Genomic DNA, 16,594 nt, shown 5'->3' with positions numbered 1-16,594 from the left:
GCTCGACCCCTTTCCGCTTTCCGCGTGCCGGTTCCGGCCGGCGGTTTCTCGGGGCGGATCCCGCGTTTCTCAGACGGTCCGCTCCGTATCAGTCCGCGCCGAACCCGTCGAAGTAGATCGCCCGCCGTTCGTCGGCCGCGGGGGCGGTCACGAGCGAGACGCCGACGGTGACGAGGAGCCCGATTCCCATGCCGACGATGCCGGCGGTCCAGCCGGCGTACGTTCCCTGGAAGACCGTCGTGACGACCGTCACGAGCGCCGGTTCGAGGCCGCCGAGAAGCGGTGCGAGGAACTCGATCGCGCCGACGAGCGAGTCGACGAAGAGCGCCGAGAGGTAGAACGCCTGGCTGACCACGATCCCGGCCGTGATGCCCGCTCGCGTCGTCCGTCGCCAGTAGAGCGCGACCGCGACGGGCAGTGCGAGTTGGGCGAACCCGCCGAAGGCGGCGTCGCCGAGTTCGAACAGCGTCGCGGGAGTGACGAGACTCGCGGCGAAGGCGGCGGTCGCGAAGACGACGACCCCGACCCGGGCGAGGAGGTCCTCGCGGCGGTCCGAGAGGGACCGATCGACGAACGGCCGGTAGAGGTCGCGGGTGAAGTACGACGACCCCGAGAGGAGCATCGAGTCCGAGGAGGACATCATCGCGGCCATCGCGCCCGCGATCACCAGCGCGGCCAACCAGACGGGCGTGAACTCGGCGAGTACGGTGGGGAGGACGTTTCCGCCCTCGGGCACCGCGACGTCTAGGCCGCGAGCCCACGCGCCGAGCATGAACGCGGGGACGAACAGCAGAACGCAGAGGATCGGCCAGAGCGCGAACGATCGCTTGAGCACCGTCTTCGATCCCGCCGCGAAGAAGCGCTGGTTCACCTGCGGGAACATCGCGACGCCGAAGCCGATCACGATCGCCGTCGAGAGCATCCACTGCGGGGTGTAGAACTCGCCCCCGAGCGCGAGGTGGCCGGCCGCCTCGGATTCGAGCGCGCCGGTCGCGACGCCGGGGCCGCCCACGACCGCGAGCACCCAGATCGTCGCGACCCACGTCGTGACGAGCATGAACGCCCCCTGGAGCGTGTCGGTCCAGGCGATGCCGCGCATCCCGGCGACGACGACGTAGAGGATCATGAACGCCGTGATCAGCCCCGCGCCGACCGCGTAGGGGACGGCTCCCTCCGTCAGGGCCTCCAATGCCGTCCCGGCCCCGACCTGCTGGAGCATCACGTACGGGAACAGCCACAGGAGGCTCACGCCGGCGACCATGCCGCGGAGCCGTCGAGAGCCGAAGCGACCGCCGAGCATCTCGCCCAGCGTCACGAACCCGTACTGCTGGCCCAGCAGCCACTGCTTGTAGCCGATCGCGTACCAGAGGATCGCGAAGATGATCCCGTCCATCAGCCCCATCACGAGGATCCACTCCGGCCCCTGGTGGTAGGCGATGTTCGGCCCGGCGAAGAAGGTAAAGGCCGACAGCAGCGTCGCGAAGGTCGTAAACAGGAGGACGACCGTCCCCAGCGTCCGACTCGCGAGGTAGAAGTCCTCGGCGGTCCGATCGGTCAGGCGGTAGGCGACCAGCCCGATCGACAGCGCCAGCAGGAGGTAGCCGACGATGATCCCCAGTTGGAGCGGCAGGCTCATCGCCGCTCACCTCCGATGCTCGCGTCTCGATTTCGATCGGTGCCGGTCGGTCCCCCCGCGGTGCCGGAGGACCTCCCCGCCGATCCGTCGCGCTGGGGTTCGACCCCGATCCCCCACGCCCGCTGGGCGAAGACCCAGAAGACGATCGACGCCAGCAGCATCCAGCCGACGTGCCACCAGAGCCACAGCGGGAGGCCGGCGACGACCGTCGCGGACCCCCACAGGAACCACGGGATCGCCAGCGCGCAGAGAGCTATCCCGACCCCGATCCAGCTCCACAGTTCCAGACGATGCATACTCGCTCGTCGGGCCTCGCGTCGGTAATCCTTTCCCTTTGACGATCGGTGCCACGACTCACTGGTTCCGACGGCGTCGACGCCTCCCCCGTCGCGGGCTGGCAATTCGGTAAGCTAAAAGAGCGCTTTCACCGAGGAAAAGGAGTATAAGTGTCGGATAACGAATGGAAGACAACGACCATGGCCCGTCTGTTTCCCTTCCGGTCCGAGCCCTCGACGCGAGATGGGCAACCGCGCGTCGTCGATCTCGAGGGCGAAGACGCCGACGCCGTCTTTGGCGCGCTCTCCTCGACCACGGCGCGCGAGATCTACGCGCGACTCGACGACGAACCCGGGACGCCCAGCGACGTCGCCGACGCGATCGATTCCTCGATCCAGAACGTGCGCTACCACCTCGAGAAACTCGAGGACGCCGGCCTCGTCGAGGTCGTCGACACCTGGTACTCCTCTCGGGGCAACGAGATGAGCGTCTACGCGACTACGGACGGGCCGTTGATCGTCACGAGCGACGAGTCGACGGCTTCGCAGCTGAAGACCGCTATCTCGCGGCTGATCGGCGGCATCGGGGCGCTCGCGGGCGGCAGTCTGCTCGTCCAGTACGCGCTCACGCGCCGGTTCGGCGGCGGCGCCGACTCCGCTCCCGCCGACGGCGGGGCCGCGCCCACTGGCGGCGACGACGAGGACGGCGAGCCGACGGGGGCTACCGAGGAAGACGGAAGTACCGGGGACGAATCCACTGACGGTGGCGACGGCGAGGACGCCAGTGACGATTTCAGTACGGAGGAGGTCGAAGACGAACACGCCGACGAGATGGAGGACGGGGAGGAAGCGAACGATGCGGAAGCCGGCGATTCCGGTTCGGCGGACGCCGACGACGGAGAGGCCGTCGATCCCGAGTTCGACGTCGACCCGAACGGGTCGGAAAACGCCACCGATCCGAACGGGTTCTTCGAAAACATCGTCGACGGCGGTGTGGAGGGCGTCGAGACGGTCTTCGGGACGATGCCGCCGGGACTGCTCTTCTTCCTCGGGGGACTCGTCGTGTTGCTCGCCGTCACGGCCTACTGGTACTGGTACCGGCCGGCGTACTGATGGCCCGATCGTGCCACGGGTCAACAGCTATTTGCCCGTCACGAACCACATTCTACGTAAACCGGTTTCCGGACGCACGTATCGTCCCCTCGCGGGGGCGGATCTCCCATGGAAGATACTTCGAAATACCTCATTCACGCGGACGTGACGGCTGACGGGGTCGTCGAGCGGAGCGACGTCGTCGGTGCGATCTTCGGCCAGACCGAAGGCCTGCTCGGCGACGAACTCGATCTCCGCGATCTACGCCAGTCGCAGAAAGTCGGACGCATCGACGTCGACATCTCGAGTACCGGCGGCCAATCACACGGCCACCTGACGATCGCGACCAGCCTCGACAAGGTCGAGACGGCGACGCTGGCCGCCTCGCTGGAGACGATCACCCGCGTCGGTCCCTGCCGGGCCGACGTCGAAGTGACCGAGATCGAGGACGTCAGGGCGGCGAAACGGAAGGAAGTCGTCGATCGCGCGAAGGAACTTCTCAGGACGGGTTTCGACGACACCGTGATGTCTTCCGAAGAGATCCTCGCGGAGGTCCGCCAGCACGTCCGCGTCGAGGACATCACCGAGTACGAGGGGCTGCCCGCCGGTCCGCGCGTGACCGACAGCGACGCCATCATCGTCGTCGAGGGCCGATCGGACGTGCTCACCTTGCTCAAGTACGGTATCAAGAACGCCGTCGCGGTCGAGGGGACGAACGTCCCCGACGCGGTGGCCGAACTGACCCGTCACCGCACGGTCACGGCGTTCCTCGACGGTGACCGGGGCGGGGACCTCATCCTCGAAGAACTCGCACAGGTGGGCGACGTCGACTACGTCGCGTTCGCGCCCTCGGGCGAATCGGTCGAGGAACTCGATCACCACCAGTTGTTCGCCGCGCTCCGGAACAAGGTCCCATACGACTCCGTCTCCGGGATGAACGAACCCCGCGAAGCGGTTGCCGCGACCGACGGCAGTACGACGCCCGCACCGCCGCCGGACGAACCCACGGGCGCGAACGTGTCCTCGATCGACGACGGGGACGACGCGCCGGAGTCGGCCCGACTATCCACGGCGGACGCGGGCGGGGCGGCGACCGCGTCTCCCGAACCGGGACCGGCGACGCCCGTTCCCGACGCGGCCACCGACCAGAGACCGACGCCAACCGCGGAGCCCGACGCGAAGACGACGACCGATCGGTCCGGAGCGCGTGACGAACCGGCGGAATCCGCTGCGGCCGACGCCCCGAAAACGATCTACGACCACGCGTCGGCGGTCATCCGCGACGGCACCGACACGGTCCGGTTCCTCGACGCCGACGCCGACGTGATCGAGGACGCCCCGGCGAGCGAGGCCTACGGGAACCTCGAGGACCTCGAGACGGTTCCGACGACAGTACTTCTCGACGAGATTCTCGGCCAGCGACTGCTCGACCTCGCCGCCGACCGGGGCGTCGATCGAATCGTCGCGCGATCGCTGGGCCAGTTCACGAAGCGGCCGACGAACGTCAGGATTCACGCGATCGACGACGTCGCCGAGACGGCCCCGGAGACGGAATCGACCTGAGACGGACTGCTGTCCGTCGCTTCCGGTGCAACCGCAACCGCCGTGCGATCGCACCGGTACAGCGGACCGTCTGAGGCGTTCGACCCGTGGCCCCTGTGATCGACTCGCAGCGGCGTTCCCCGGCGAGAAGTTGGGAGTAGTCCTGTCCGTCGAGACCGATCGCTCCGACGTGGGCCGCTCTCATCCGAGCATGGCGAACGAGAGCACGAGCAGGGCACAGATCAGCGCCCCCGACAGCGTCGCGAGGAAGTTCACGCCCTGATTGCCGAGGACGGTGCCCTCGAGCGTGGCCCCGAGGAGACTGTCGACGGTCATCCCGACGAACCCGGCCGCGACGATGATCGCGGCCCCGGTGAGGCCGACCTCCGGGAAGAGCGCGTAGGAGATGCCGGCGACGACGATCGCGCCGACGATCCCGGCGAGTTCCCCTTGCCACGTGACCCCGCCGTCGGTCCCGGGTTCGACCGGTTCGAACGTCGTGATCAGGCGCGGCGTCTCGAAGACACTGCCGATCTCGCTCGAGAGCGTGTCGCTCATCGCGGTGGCGACCGACCCGGCGAACGCGAAGAGGAACAGGGTCGGATCGGGGTTGCTGGGGAGCAACGCCGCGGAACTGGCGGCGTAGCCGAGCACGGCTCCGAGCGCGACGGCCGCGTTCCCGAGCACGTTGCCGCTCCCGCGCGCCCCGTCGTTGTCCTCGGCGACGCCGAGGCGCTCTTTCTCCTCGTAGCGGAACTTCGTCGAGAGACCGCCGATCGCGAAGAAGGAGATGAGAACGACGAACCAGCCGTAGTTTCCGAGGACGATCGTCAGCAGGCCGAGCAGGATGCCGGTGAGCATCCCCGCGATCGAGGCCGTCTCGAGCGCGTAGGAGGCGTAGCCGAGGGCGATGGTGACTACCAGTGCGACGAGGATCTCGCGGGCCCCCAGCCCGGACTCGAGTTCCGCGAGCAGCCACAGGAGGAGGCCGACCGAGAGCATGACCACCGGATCGTCGTAGAGGAAGAGCACGTCGCGTAACAGGGCGGCGAGCAACGCGCCGCTGGCCGCGAGAAAGAGCAGCGTCGGGAGCTGCGACTCGACGACGGCCGGTCCGTACTCGAAACTCATCGAGGCGGCACCCCCGGCCACGGCGGCAGCCGTCGCGAACACGGAGAACGCGGTCACGTGGACGACGTCGTCGTCCGTCCGGGTTCTCGCGAGCTGTTCGCCGAGGTTCCCGTACCCGATCAGGAGGACGGTCCCGACGAAGACGGTGATCGACATCGAGGACCTGGTCGCGATGAGTCCCAGCGCGATCCCGGCGAGGACGAACGTGATCAGCCCGTAGAGACGGTTGTCCTCGTAGTCGCCCGGATAGGCGAGCAGGTCGAAGAGCGGTCCGTCTGTGACGACGAACGCCCCCAGCAGGACGGCCGCAGCGATCGGGGCTGCGGCCTGCGGACCGACGATCGGGACGGCGAGCGCGAGCGTACAGAGGATCGCGAAGGCGCCTGCCCGCCGAACGGGTGCTGTCACGATATCCGATCCTTTCTGTGGCGGTTACTTGAACCTTCGTGAAGTCGTTCCGAGTGGGTTTTCGACGCCTTCAGCGGCTCTGACAGGAATTCCCGAACGGTCACTGTTCCGATTGATCGGGTCCCCGACAACCGATGATCCGGGCCCGTCGTCCGCAGTCTGCGATCGTGCCGCATCGATCGTTTCAGACGGGTCGCCGTCCGTAGCAGTGCCGGTCGAACCGACGAGCGGTGCGTACGAACCGGCGGCACGTGCCGTCCGAACCCACAACCCGTATGTCACTCGACGGAAAACACCGACTGTGGGCCTGTACGAACGATATCTCGCGTACCGGATCTGTCGCCACGAGGGGTCCCTCCCCGAGCACGTCGCGCTGATCATCACCGAACGGGACCTCCTCGAGGAGGGCGCGTACGACACCCTGACGGACTTCTTCGAGTGGGCGTTCGAGTACGCCTCCCGCGTCACCGTCTACGTGAGCGTCCTCGACTCCGCGGCGGTCCCTACCCTGCGGCGCGAACTGGAGACGATCGACGCGCCGCGGGAGGTCGCCGTTCGCGGCCCCGAGGACCGGACGCCCGCCGACGCCCCGATCCAGATCGGCATCGGACTCGGCGGCAAACACGAGTTCACGAGCGCCGTCCAGAACCTCGCCGAGAGCGTCGACGCGGGCGACCTCGACCCCGATCGGATCGACGACGAACGCGTCGAGGAACATCTGGTCTTCCCCTCCGAACCCGACCTGGTGATCAAGACCGGTGCGGAACGGCTCTCCGATTTCATGATCTGGCAGTCGGTCTACTCGGAACTGTACTTCACCGACGTCAACTGGCGGGACTTCCGCAAGCGGGACTTCCTGCGCGCCGTCCGGGAGTTCTGTAACCGATCGCGCCGGTTCGGGCGGTAGATCGCTTCGGTCGCGGCAGGTCCCAGATCGCTCCCGATCAGGGCGCGGTCTCGGTCTCGATCGACGGGCGGACGACGGCGAGAAACGTCGCGAAGACCCCGACGAGCAAGAGCACGAGTCCGCCCCCGATCGCGACGAACTCGATTCCGGTCGTCCGTTCGGCCGCCGTCGCGGGATGTCGAAGGGCACCGGTCGCCGCGAGCACGAGGAAGACGGCGAGGCCGAGCGCGATCGTGCCGACCCCGGACGCGAACAGACGGCGGTCCATACTCGGGGTTCGTGGGCGTTCGAATTGGAGGTTTCGATCGAATCGGTGCTCGATCGGTCAGTCGGCAGTCGTCGTCCCAGACTCGATCGTCTCGAGGTCGCTCTCGTCGGGCCGTTCGGCGGTCGGGAGCGAGTCGCGGAACCGGGTGACGATCGAGCGCGCCTCGGGGAGTTCGGCGTCGCCGACGGCCCCGAGGAGGGCGAGCGCCCGGCGGGCGCGGGTCCGCCGCCAGGATTCTTCCCGGGATTCGTAGGTGCGGATGCCCCGGAGGAAGTCGGTCTTCGAGAACTCCGGCCAGTAGGGCGTACAGAAGAAGACCGCGGCCTCGTTGCCGTTGGCGTGCCACGGCAGGAAGTTCGAGGTGCGCTCGTCGCCGCCGGTCCGGATGATCAGGTCGACGTCTCGCACCGGGTCGTCGTACAGACGCCGTTCGATCGTCTCCACGTCGATCTCGTCGGGGTCGATCGACCCCGCGTCGACGTCGGTGGCGACGCCCCGGGCCGCTTCGAGCAACTGCGAGCGACCGCCGTAGGCGAGCGCGATGTTGAGCACGAACCGATCGTAGCCGCGGGTGCGCCGTTCGGCGTAGTCGACGGCCTCCTGGACCCGCTCGGGCAACTGGTCGACGGCGCCGATCGCGCGGATGCGGACCTCGTTCTCGTGGACGCGCTCGGCGTCGGCGAACTCCCGGAGTTTCTCACGGAGCAGATCGAACAGGGCCTCGCGCTCCTCGGGCGGGCGCTCGAAGTTCTCCGTCGAAAAGGCGTAGAGGGTCAGTTCCTCGACGCCGATATCCTGGCACCACTCGAGGACCTGTTCGGTCGTCCGGGCACCGGCGCGGTGGCCCGCCGTCTCGTCCTCGCCCTTCCGGCGAGCGTACCGTCGATTACCGTCCTGGATCACTGCGACGTGGGTCGGCGCGCCGGAGATCTCTCTGGTGAGCAATTGCTCGTAGGCACCGTCGACCCGCTGGCGGAGCCACCGCTTCATCGGTCCATTTGACGGTGCCGATGACTATGTGTCTTGTGTGTCACTCCACGACAGTGATAGCGGGGACCACACCACGATCGGAACCCGCGGTGAGTCGCCGAACGGGGGCACGAAGACCCGTCAAATGACGCGTCTCCCACCGCTCTGGAATCGTGACGGCTATCCGTCCGGGTCCCCTCGATCCGGCCAATGCCAGACGTAATCGACGAGGACCTCTACCAGCGAACGAAGGCGCTGCTGGAACCCGGCGACATCGAACTCAACGGCGCGATCGTCCACACCGACTACGACGGTCAGGAGGACGTCCAGATGATGCAGGCGACGATCGACGTCGGCGACGTCATCGCCGAACACTCAGGGTACGACCCGAAAGATTGCTTCGTCTACTCGGGCAACGACGACACGGACTTCTCGTCGAACCAGCACCAGGGCCTCACCCTCGACGACGAGGAGTTCGTCTGGGAGTGCCAGCAACTCCTGCGCGAGGGCAGTTTCGACATCGTCATCTATTACGAGGCGAGCGCGGATCACGAGGCGATCCTCGAGGACGTCCGCGACCTCGGCTTCGAGGTCACCGGCGTCGAGGGGTAGCCCCGGCGTCGAAGGGGCGTCGCTCGATCGCGACGACCCTCCGTCCGGGCGTCACGCTCTCCCCACGATCGCAGGTAGATCCCGATCGCCGGTCCGGACCGTCCTGTCACGACGATCCCGATCGGGGGGAGATCCCGGTTCGCTTATACACCGCGACTCCTGACCATCTCGTATGAGCACGGACGTCGACCTCACGGATCGCGAGCGGGCTGTCGTCAACGCCTTCCAGGGCGGATTCCCGGTCGTCGATTGGCCCTTCGACGCCGCCGCGGCCGCCATGCGCGATCGCGGGGTCGACATCGACGCGACGTCGCTACTCGAGACGATCCGCGACCTGGACGAGCGCGGCGTGCTGTCGCGGTTCGGCCCGCTCGTGAACGCCCAGGAGATCGGCGGGGCGGCGACGCTCGTCGCGATGCACGCCCCCGAGGACCGGTTCGACGAGGTCGTCGACCAGGTCAACGCTCACCGCGAGGTCGCGCACAACTACGAGCGCGAGCACCCGCACCTGAACGTCTGGTTCGTCGTCTCGGTCGCGGACGAGGATCGGGTCCGGGAGGTGCTCGACGCGATCGAGGCCGAGACCGGCCAGGAGACGTACAACTTGCCGAAACAGCGGGAGTTCCGCGTGGAGGCCAAGTTCTACGTCGACGGTCCTTTCGACGGCTCGGACGGTGACCCCGCGGGAATCGACTGTCGCGACCTGGGCCCCGACGTCTCCCCGAGCGACGCGACGACGCTGTCGCCGGCCGAACGCGACCTCGTCCTCGAGATTCAGGACGGCCTCCCGCTCTCCGAGACGCCCTACGCCGACGTCGCCGACGCGATCGATCGCGATCCCGCGTGGACTCGCGAGACGATCACGCGGTTCGATCGCGAGGGGAAGATCCGCCGGATCGGCGTCGTCCCGAACCACTACGCGCTGGGCTACACGGAGAACGGGATGACGGTCTGGAACGTCCCGGACGACGTCGTCAGCGAGGTCGGACCGGCGGTCGCCGGCCTCCCGTTCGTGACCCACTGTTACGAGCGACCGCGCCACGAGGGCGTCTGGCCGTACAACTTCTTCGCGATGACCCACGGCCGAAGCGAGGCCGAGAGCGACCGCCGGATCGAACGGGTTCGCGAGACGATGGCCGACTACTGGGACGTGACCGACGACGACTGGGACTCGCTGTTCTCGTCGCAGATCCTGAAGAAGACCGGCATTCGGCTGGACGAGCGTGCCGAAGCGAACACGACTGCCGACCCCCGATAAGGACACCAGTTCACGAAATGTTCCCGCGACTCCAGAACACGAAATGATTCCGCTACTGCACGACTTCACCGGCGCGAGGGTCCTCGTCTTCGGCGGCGGACCGGTCGGTGCGCGCAAGGCCCGCCGATTCGCCCGCGAAGCCGAGGTAGTGGTCGTCAGTCCCGCCTTCGCCGATCGGGACTTCGGCGATTCCGAGCGGGTCCGGGCCGCGCCGGACCCCGAAGACGTCGCGGACTGGATCGATCGGGTCGACCCGGCGCTGGTCGTCGCGGCGACGGACGACGAGGCGGTCAACGCGGCGATCGCCGATGCGGCCCGGGAGCGAGGGTGTCTGGTCAACCGGGCGGACGAGTCCGGCGGCCGCGACCCGGGAAGCGTCGTCGTCCCGGCGACGATCCGCGAGGATCCGGTCATCGTCGCGATCGCCACCGGCGGCCAGGCCCCCGCACTGAGCAAGTACCTCCGGGGGGAACTCGAGGAAACCCTTTCGGGTGCCGGCGAGATGGCCACGGTCTGTTCGGCGCTCCGATCGGAACTCAAAGCGCGGGACGTGGCGCCGACGCGCAGGCGCGAAATCGTGACCGAGGTCGTCACGTCGCCGGATATTTGGACAGCTTTACGTACCGGTACTTCCAATTGTTCGCAAGTGATCGAGGACGTACTCGGTGAGGAGCCGACGACGGACGGTGATCGGCCGTGAGATCGGCCGGGGTCGTCACGGCCGCTCGCGTGACCCACCAGAGCGGCAGCGTCGACGATCTCGCTGCTGCGACCCCCGACAGTCAGCGTGCTGGCGTCTCCGGACTGCTCGCGATCCCGGAGATCGACGAGGCGTTCGTGCTCTCGACGTGTAACCGCGTCGAGGCCTACGTCGTCGGGGCGGACGCGGCCGTCGGACGGGCCGCCCTCGAGGAGTTCTTCGCGTCGATCGACGACGACGCGCTCGTGGTGACGGATCACAACGAGAGTCTGCGACACCTGCTTCGGGTCGCCTCGGGACTCGAATCGGTCGTCCTCGGCGAGGACCAGATCATCGGCCAGGTCCGGACGGCCTACGAGGACGCCCGCGCCGAGGGCGGAATCGGGTCGATGCTCGAGGCCGCCGTGACCAAGGCGATCCACGTCGGCGAACGCGCACGCACGGAGACCGCCATCAACGAGGGCGTCGTCTCGCTCGGCTCGGCGGCCACGAAACTCGCCGCGACCGAGGTCCCGCTCGAGGGCGCGACCGCGCTGGTCGTCGGCGCCGGCGAGATGGGACGGCTCGCCGCCCGCAGTCTCGCGGACGCCGGCGCGGACGAAATCGTCGTCGCCAATCGAACCGTCTCCCACGCCGACCACCTCGCGACGGAACTCGACGCCGAGACCAGCGTCGCCCCGCTCGAGGCACTCGGGACGGTCGCGACCGAGGCGGACGTCGTCGTGACCGCGACCGGGAGCGACGATCCCGTCCTCGAACCCCACCACCTCGCGATCGACGAGGACGACCTGGAGGCCATCCCGGAAACGACCGACTCCGACGCCCCGATCGATCGGCGGGCGAGCGACGCCGCCGATCCGGATCGGGTGATCGTCGACCTCGGCCAGCCCAGGGACGTCGCCCCGGCGACGGGAGCGCTCGACTCCGTGGCGGTCTACGACCTGGACGATCTCGAGTCGATCACCGAGGAGACCCGCTCTCAGCGGTCCGACGCGGCCCGCGAGGTCGAGTCGATGATCGACCACGAGTTCGAGTTACTCTGTGACCAGTACAAGCGGGCCCGCGCGGACGAGGTCATCGCCGCGATGTACGAGTCCGCCGAACGGCTCAAGCAGCGCGAACTCGAGATGGCCTTCTCGCGACTCGACGACGACCTCTCCGAGGAGCAACGCGAGATCGTCGAGGCGATGGCCGACTCGCTGGTCAGCCAGTTGCTCGCGCCGCCGACGAAGAGCCTCCGGGAGGCCGCGGCCGAGGACGACTGGAGCACGATCAACACGGCCCTGCAACTGTTCGATCCGGACTTCGGCGACGACGGCCCCCTGGCTCCCGCGTCCGCCGTGGGACCGTTCGGTTCCGATCGCACCGACGCCGGACTCGGCGCGATCGACGACGACTGATACGGATTGCTGTACCGATTTGCCGGCGCAACCGCGATCCGGGCGGCGGTTGCGCCGGAAATGACTTACAGTAAACCGTATGAGACGGTCCCCTGTCACGCTGTACGGCGCATCCGCACGGCAGGTGCCGAGTGCGGCGACACTGGCTGACAGCGCTCCGTACGACGATCGGCCGATCGGATCCCGCGTCGACGCCCTCGCCCCTGCGTCGAATGTGGACGAGGCACAATCATTATTTGATTGGCTTGCGTTCGGCCGCACATGGCCGACCTGCTTTCCGACGACGAGATCGCCGACCGGCTACCCGATGCATGGGAACGCGAGGGGGACGAGATCGTTCGAACCTACGAGTTCGACGACTACCTTCGCGGCGTCAACTTCGCCCAGATGGTCGGCGAGATCGCCGAAGCGCAGTTTCACCATCCCGAGATCGTCATCCGCTACGAGGAGGTCGAGATCCGGCTGACCTCCCACGAAGAAGGCGGGATCACGGACGACGACATCGAGATGGCGAAGCTGATCGAATCGGAGCGCGACGCCTGACCTTCGGACGCCCGTTTCGAGTTAGATGAACGGACAGTACGTCTTCCGCGTGACGCTTCGACTCGCGTCGCCGCGGGACGCGGTCACCGTCGATCCGGCGACCGGCGAGACGACGGTCACGGTATCGCGCGAGGCCCCGGAACCCGGCACGGAGGGCTGGCTGTTCTTCCGGAACACGCTCTGGCGCGGCGAGATCGGCGACGACGAGTACGGCCGCGAACTCGCCGCGGAGTGGCTCGACGTACCGATCGATCGGATCGAGTCGGTCTCGTTTCGCGAACTCCAGGTCGACGAGGCGTACTTCGAGGCGCTGAAAGACGAAATCGCGGCCGATCTCGACGCGTTCAACGCCGAGACCGTCTCGGAGGTCCTCTCGAAGTACCTCGGCTCGAGTATCCGGGTCACCGGCAGTGACGCGTAAGCGATAACCATTTACTGGAGAATCCCGTACATCTGTGTCCCGATGGTCTCCGAGTACGACTTCTGGCTGCTCGATCTCGACGGCACGCTCGTCGACGTCGAGTGGTCGTACACCCGGGAGGTGTTCGATCGGGTCGGCGATCGGCTCGATCGCGAGTTCACCGATCGGGAAGCAGAGATCCTCTGGCACGGGCTAACCGGGTCCCGGGATCACCAGCTCCTGAAGTGGGGCGTCGATCCCGACGCGTTCTGGACGGCGTTCCACGAGGAGGAGGATCCGCTCGTCCGTGCCGAACAGACCTATCTCCACGACGACGCCGCGTTCGTCGCGGACCTCGACGAACCGGTGGGACTGGTCACCCACTGCCAGGAGTTCCTCTGTGAGCCCGTGCTGGACAACCTCGGCATCCGCGACTGGTTCGATGCCCGCCTCTGCTGTACCGAAGAGACCGGCTGGAAGCCCGATCCGGATCCCGTCCAGTCGGTCATGCGCGATCTGGGCGTCGCACACAACGGTCACCGGGGCGTGCTGGCGGGTGACGGGTCCTGTGACGTCGGTGCCGCGTGGAACGCCGGACTGGACGCGATTCACGTCGAACGGTTCGGCCACGATCGGCGCGGCCAGTGCGTGCTCGGGGACTACCGCGTGCAGTCGTTCGACGAACTGTACTGACCGTCGAACCGCCGCGATCGTCGGCCGAACCTGCGATCGTCGGCCGGCCTAGGGCGGATTCACCGCGGGCTGTAGCTCCTCGTCGACCAGCGTCTCGTAGGCCCGTCGCAGCCGCTCCGACAGCGCCTGGTGGGAGATCCCGAGTTCGGACGCGAGTTCCTCCATCGAGATGTCCCGCGGAATCTCGAAGTAGCCCCGTTCGAGTGCGGCCTCCAGGGCCTCCCGTTGCTGGGGCGTCAGCTGCGTCTCGGTGCCGGCCGCGTTCGAGATGTCGGTCACCCGCCGCAGGTCGACGGTGACGCCGCGATCGACGAGCCGATCGTGGACGGCACAGAGGCTCTCTCGATCGTGATACCGGACCCTGACCTGCCACCAGCCGTCGGTTCCCCACGCCTCGAGCAGGGACCCGCCGTGGGCGAGCAACTGGTCGCCAAGGGTCTTCGTCCCGTTCGTGAACGACACGTCGTACAGCAATCGATCGCCCGCCTCGACGAGGAGGTCGTACGCCTCGATCGACGGGTCCGCTTCGAACGCCGCCGCGACCGCAGTGTGCTCGACCCCGGATACCCAGAGACAGGGACGCGTCCGGGAGACGGCCGATTCGAGTTCGACCGTCGCTTCAGGAACGCGATCGAAGACGACCCCGAGGGTCGTATCCGACGCTGGGAGCCGGAACTCGGCTATGGTCGACATCACGTCTCGTACACCGCGATCACGTAAAAATCGCTGTCGAGGCGATCGTGATAGTCGCTACTGCTGATAGTCGTCCGACTCCAGCGCCCGGGCGAGTTCCCGGACGCCCGGTTTCTCGCGCCGGTCCGGGTTCGCGAGGACGCGGACCGGCTGGTCGTCGATCGGGACGAACCCGAGGTCGAGCCGATCGGCGGTCGAACGAAGCCCGAGGCCGGCGTCGGCGTCGCCGGCGATGACCTTCCGGGCGGGGCTCTCGTGGGCGCGCAGTCCGAGGTCGAAGCCGTCGATCGACTCGACGAGGTCGTGACGGGTCGTCCCGCGTTCGTCGGCGAGGTCGGCGATCGCCGCCCCCAGGCTCGTCCGGAGGCCGGAGTCCGTCGTCCGATTGACGAACCGGAGGTCCCGATCGATCAGGTCGGCCAGCCCCTCGATCTCGGCCGGGTTGCCCGGGCGGACGACGAGTCCCCACTCCCGATCCCAGCGCCCGAGTTCGGTCGCGTCGTTCGCGCGCCCGCCGGCGCGCTCCGATCCGGCGGTTGTAGCCGCCTCGCTCTCGCGGTCGAGCGGTCCCGCCACCACTGCGACGTCCGGCACCCCCGCTCGAAGCCGTCGCAGTCCGGGTCGCGCACCGATCGCGAGGTACCGCGGATTCTCGAGGCCGTCGAGCAACCGGTTGAAGGTCGGATCGTCCTCGCCGACGCCGAGCAGCGTCGGCGGGCGGACGTCCGCCGAGAAGAGGTGAACGGTGACGGACTCGCCTTCGTCGAGGTAGTCGGTCTCGGGGGCGACCTCGACGACGCCGTCCGCCTCGGCGAGGCTCGTCGTCGCGCCGCTGCCCTTGTCGACGGGGTAGACGAGCGTCTCGCCGTCGCCGTCGGTGACGACGCCGACCGGCATCAGTCGGAGCCGTCCCTCGGCGTAGCGCTCCTGTCCGGCCATCCGGCCCTCGACGGTCGCCGCCTCGGGTTCGGGAAGCCCCGCGGCCTCGCGGATCGCGGGGGCGACGAACGTCCGGAAGACCATCATCGCGGAGACGGGGTAGCCCGGGAGGCCGACGTACGCGGACTCTGCCAGTCGCCCGACGAGCATCGGCTTCCCCGGCTTGACCGCCACGCCGTGGAGGAGCAACTCCCCTTGCTCCTCGATCACGCGGTAGATGACGTCGACCGCGCTCGCGCTGGTCGACCCCGAGGAGAGCACGAGGTCGCACTCTTCGGCGGCCTCCCGGAGGAGTCGCTCCATCTCGTCCTGGTCGTCCCCGGCGTGGGGGTAGAGGACGGCCTCGCCGCCGGCGTCCTCGACCCCCGCGGCGATCGTGTAGCTGTTGACGTCGTAGATCTGGCCGCGATCGCTGTCGACGGGTTCGCCGGGCCGGACGAGTTCGTCTCCGGTCGAGACGATGCCGACCCGGGGCCTGGCCCTGACTGGGACATCGTCGATCCCGAGCGCCGAGAGCAGGCCGATATCACGGGGCGTGATCCGCGTTCCCGGGCCGAGCGCGCGCTCGCCCGCGGCGACGTCCGCCCCGGCGAACATGACGTTGTCACCGGGGGCGACGGACGTTCGGACGAGCACGTCGTCTCCCTCCATGTCGGTTCGCTCCACGGGAACCATCGCGTCCGCGCCCGGCGGCATCACCGCGCCGGTCGAGATTTCGACGGCCTCGCCCTCGCCGACCTCGATCGCCGGTTCCTCGCCGGCGTGTACCTCGCCGGTCACGGTCAGGCGGGCCGGATCCGCCTCGTCGGCCCCGAACGTGTCCGTCGCCCGGAGTGCGTAGCCGTCCAGGCTCGCCCGATCGAACCCCGGCACGTCGAGTTCGGCGTCGAGTCGGGCGACGAGCACCCGCCCGCGGGCGTCGTCGAGCGAGACGCGTTCGACGCCGCCCTCGAGCGAGAGCGAGCCGATCGCCTCGCGCGCCTCGTCCGGAGATGCGAGATCGCGAAACTCCTTGCGGTCCATACCGGCCCTTCGCGTGCCGGGAGTAAAAACGTCGGTCGAATCGGCCCGACCCGACGGTCGATCGGACCGGCTGCGATGTGTTCCCAGACGACAACGATTAAGCCT

At 68.0% G+C, this 16,594-nt stretch carries 17 protein-coding genes; 10 read left to right on the top strand and 7 right to left on the bottom strand.

The window, feature by feature from the left end; translation table 11 throughout:
• Nucleotides 1–88: 88 nt before the first annotated feature.
• The gene (locus AC6I6X_RS18065; protein WP_497931950.1) at nucleotides 89–1,636 is read right to left on the bottom strand and encodes a sodium:solute symporter family protein; all 1,548 of its coding nucleotides are present in this window, start codon (nucleotides 1,634–1,636) and stop codon (nucleotides 89–91) included.
• On the bottom strand, nucleotides 1,633–1,932 hold the full coding sequence (locus AC6I6X_RS18060; protein ID WP_497931949.1) for a DUF3311 domain-containing protein: 300 nt from the start codon (nucleotides 1,930–1,932) through the stop codon (nucleotides 1,633–1,635). Before AC6I6X_RS18060 ends, AC6I6X_RS18065 begins: the two co-directional genes overlap by 4 nt.
• A 180-nt stretch (nucleotides 1,933–2,112) precedes the next feature.
• On the opposite strand from AC6I6X_RS18060, the gene AC6I6X_RS18055 reads away from it, so the two are divergent.
• Together AC6I6X_RS18055 and dnaG are read left to right on the top strand one after the other, a co-directional pair.
• On the top strand, nucleotides 2,113–3,024 hold the full coding sequence (locus AC6I6X_RS18055; RefSeq protein ID WP_497931948.1) for an ArsR/SmtB family transcription factor: 912 nt from the start codon (nucleotides 2,113–2,115) through the stop codon (nucleotides 3,022–3,024).
• Between the two features lie 108 nt (nucleotides 3,025–3,132).
• Complete coding sequence (gene dnaG / locus AC6I6X_RS18050) at nucleotides 3,133–4,566, top strand: DNA primase DnaG (RefSeq protein ID WP_497931947.1); 1,434 nt, start codon at nucleotides 3,133–3,135, stop codon at nucleotides 4,564–4,566.
• A gap of 180 nt (nucleotides 4,567–4,746) precedes the next feature.
• On the opposite strand, the gene AC6I6X_RS18045 is transcribed toward dnaG, so the two are convergent.
• A complete protein-coding gene (locus tag AC6I6X_RS18045; protein ID WP_497931946.1) occupies nucleotides 4,747–6,084 on the bottom strand; it encodes a DUF92 domain-containing protein in 1,338 nt (445 codons plus the stop codon).
• A gap of 301 nt (nucleotides 6,085–6,385) precedes the next feature.
• Between AC6I6X_RS18045 and AC6I6X_RS18040 the strand changes: the two genes are divergently transcribed.
• Nucleotides 6,386–6,991 (top strand): undecaprenyl diphosphate synthase family protein, encoded by a 606-nt coding sequence (locus tag AC6I6X_RS18040; RefSeq protein WP_497931945.1) that lies wholly within the window; start codon nucleotides 6,386–6,388, stop codon nucleotides 6,989–6,991.
• A gap of 37 nt (nucleotides 6,992–7,028) precedes the next feature.
• On the opposite strand, the gene AC6I6X_RS18035 is transcribed toward AC6I6X_RS18040, so the two are convergent.
• A complete protein-coding gene (locus AC6I6X_RS18035; RefSeq protein ID WP_497931944.1) occupies nucleotides 7,029–7,259 on the bottom strand; it encodes a hypothetical protein in 231 nt (76 codons plus the stop codon).
• A 57-nt stretch (nucleotides 7,260–7,316) separates the two neighbouring features.
• Nucleotides 7,317–8,249, bottom strand: a complete 933-nt coding sequence (gene uppS / locus AC6I6X_RS18030) for a polyprenyl diphosphate synthase (RefSeq protein ID WP_497931943.1) — start codon at nucleotides 8,247–8,249, stop codon at nucleotides 7,317–7,319.
• A gap of 189 nt (nucleotides 8,250–8,438) precedes the next feature.
• Between uppS and AC6I6X_RS18025 the strand changes: the two genes are divergently transcribed.
• The 7 genes from AC6I6X_RS18025 (at nucleotide 8,439) to AC6I6X_RS17995 (ending at nucleotide 13,834) form a co-directional block, all read left to right on the top strand.
• A complete protein-coding gene (locus AC6I6X_RS18025) occupies nucleotides 8,439–8,840 on the top strand; it encodes a DUF5778 family protein (protein WP_497931942.1) in 402 nt (133 codons plus the stop codon).
• A 172-nt stretch (nucleotides 8,841–9,012) separates the two neighbouring features.
• Nucleotides 9,013–10,098, top strand: a complete 1,086-nt coding sequence (gene ahbB / locus AC6I6X_RS18020; protein WP_497931941.1) for a siroheme decarboxylase subunit beta — start codon at nucleotides 9,013–9,015, stop codon at nucleotides 10,096–10,098.
• A 43-nt stretch (nucleotides 10,099–10,141) separates the two neighbouring features.
• Nucleotides 10,142–10,798, top strand: coding sequence for a precorrin-2 dehydrogenase/sirohydrochlorin ferrochelatase family protein (locus AC6I6X_RS18015; protein ID WP_497931940.1), 657 nt, complete (start codon nucleotides 10,142–10,144; stop codon nucleotides 10,796–10,798).
• Complete coding sequence (hemA, locus tag AC6I6X_RS18010) at nucleotides 10,795–12,198, top strand: glutamyl-tRNA reductase (RefSeq protein ID WP_497931939.1); 1,404 nt, start codon at nucleotides 10,795–10,797, stop codon at nucleotides 12,196–12,198. Before AC6I6X_RS18015 ends, hemA begins: the two co-directional genes overlap by 4 nt.
• Before the next feature lie 261 nt (nucleotides 12,199–12,459).
• Nucleotides 12,460–12,741: a 4a-hydroxytetrahydrobiopterin dehydratase gene (locus AC6I6X_RS18005; protein WP_497931938.1), complete on the top strand. Its 282-nt coding sequence runs from the start codon at nucleotides 12,460–12,462 to the stop codon at nucleotides 12,739–12,741.
• A 25-nt stretch (nucleotides 12,742–12,766) separates the two neighbouring features.
• Entirely contained in the window at nucleotides 12,767–13,162 is a 396-nt protein-coding gene (lwrS, locus tag AC6I6X_RS18000) for an LWR-salt protein (protein ID WP_497931937.1), read from the top strand.
• Nucleotides 13,163–13,204: 42 nt separating this feature from the next.
• Nucleotides 13,205–13,834: an HAD family hydrolase gene (locus tag AC6I6X_RS17995; RefSeq protein ID WP_497931936.1), complete on the top strand. Its 630-nt coding sequence runs from the start codon at nucleotides 13,205–13,207 to the stop codon at nucleotides 13,832–13,834.
• Nucleotides 13,835–13,882: 48 nt separating this feature from the next.
• Here the strand turns inward: AC6I6X_RS17995 and AC6I6X_RS17990 are convergent, their stop codons facing one another.
• Together AC6I6X_RS17990 and AC6I6X_RS17985 are read right to left on the bottom strand one after the other, a co-directional pair.
• On the bottom strand, nucleotides 13,883–14,527 hold the full coding sequence (locus AC6I6X_RS17990) for a helix-turn-helix domain-containing protein (RefSeq protein WP_497931935.1): 645 nt from the start codon (nucleotides 14,525–14,527) through the stop codon (nucleotides 13,883–13,885).
• A gap of 57 nt (nucleotides 14,528–14,584) precedes the next feature.
• Nucleotides 14,585–16,489: a molybdopterin biosynthesis protein gene (locus AC6I6X_RS17985; protein ID WP_497931934.1), complete on the bottom strand. Its 1,905-nt coding sequence runs from the start codon at nucleotides 16,487–16,489 to the stop codon at nucleotides 14,585–14,587.
• Nucleotides 16,490–16,594 lie beyond the last annotated feature (105 nt).

This window comes from Halosolutus sp. YCN4, from assembly GCF_059736495.1.
The sequence above is the reverse complement of the archived record's forward strand: the minus strand, read 5'-3'. Positions and strand labels throughout refer to the sequence as shown.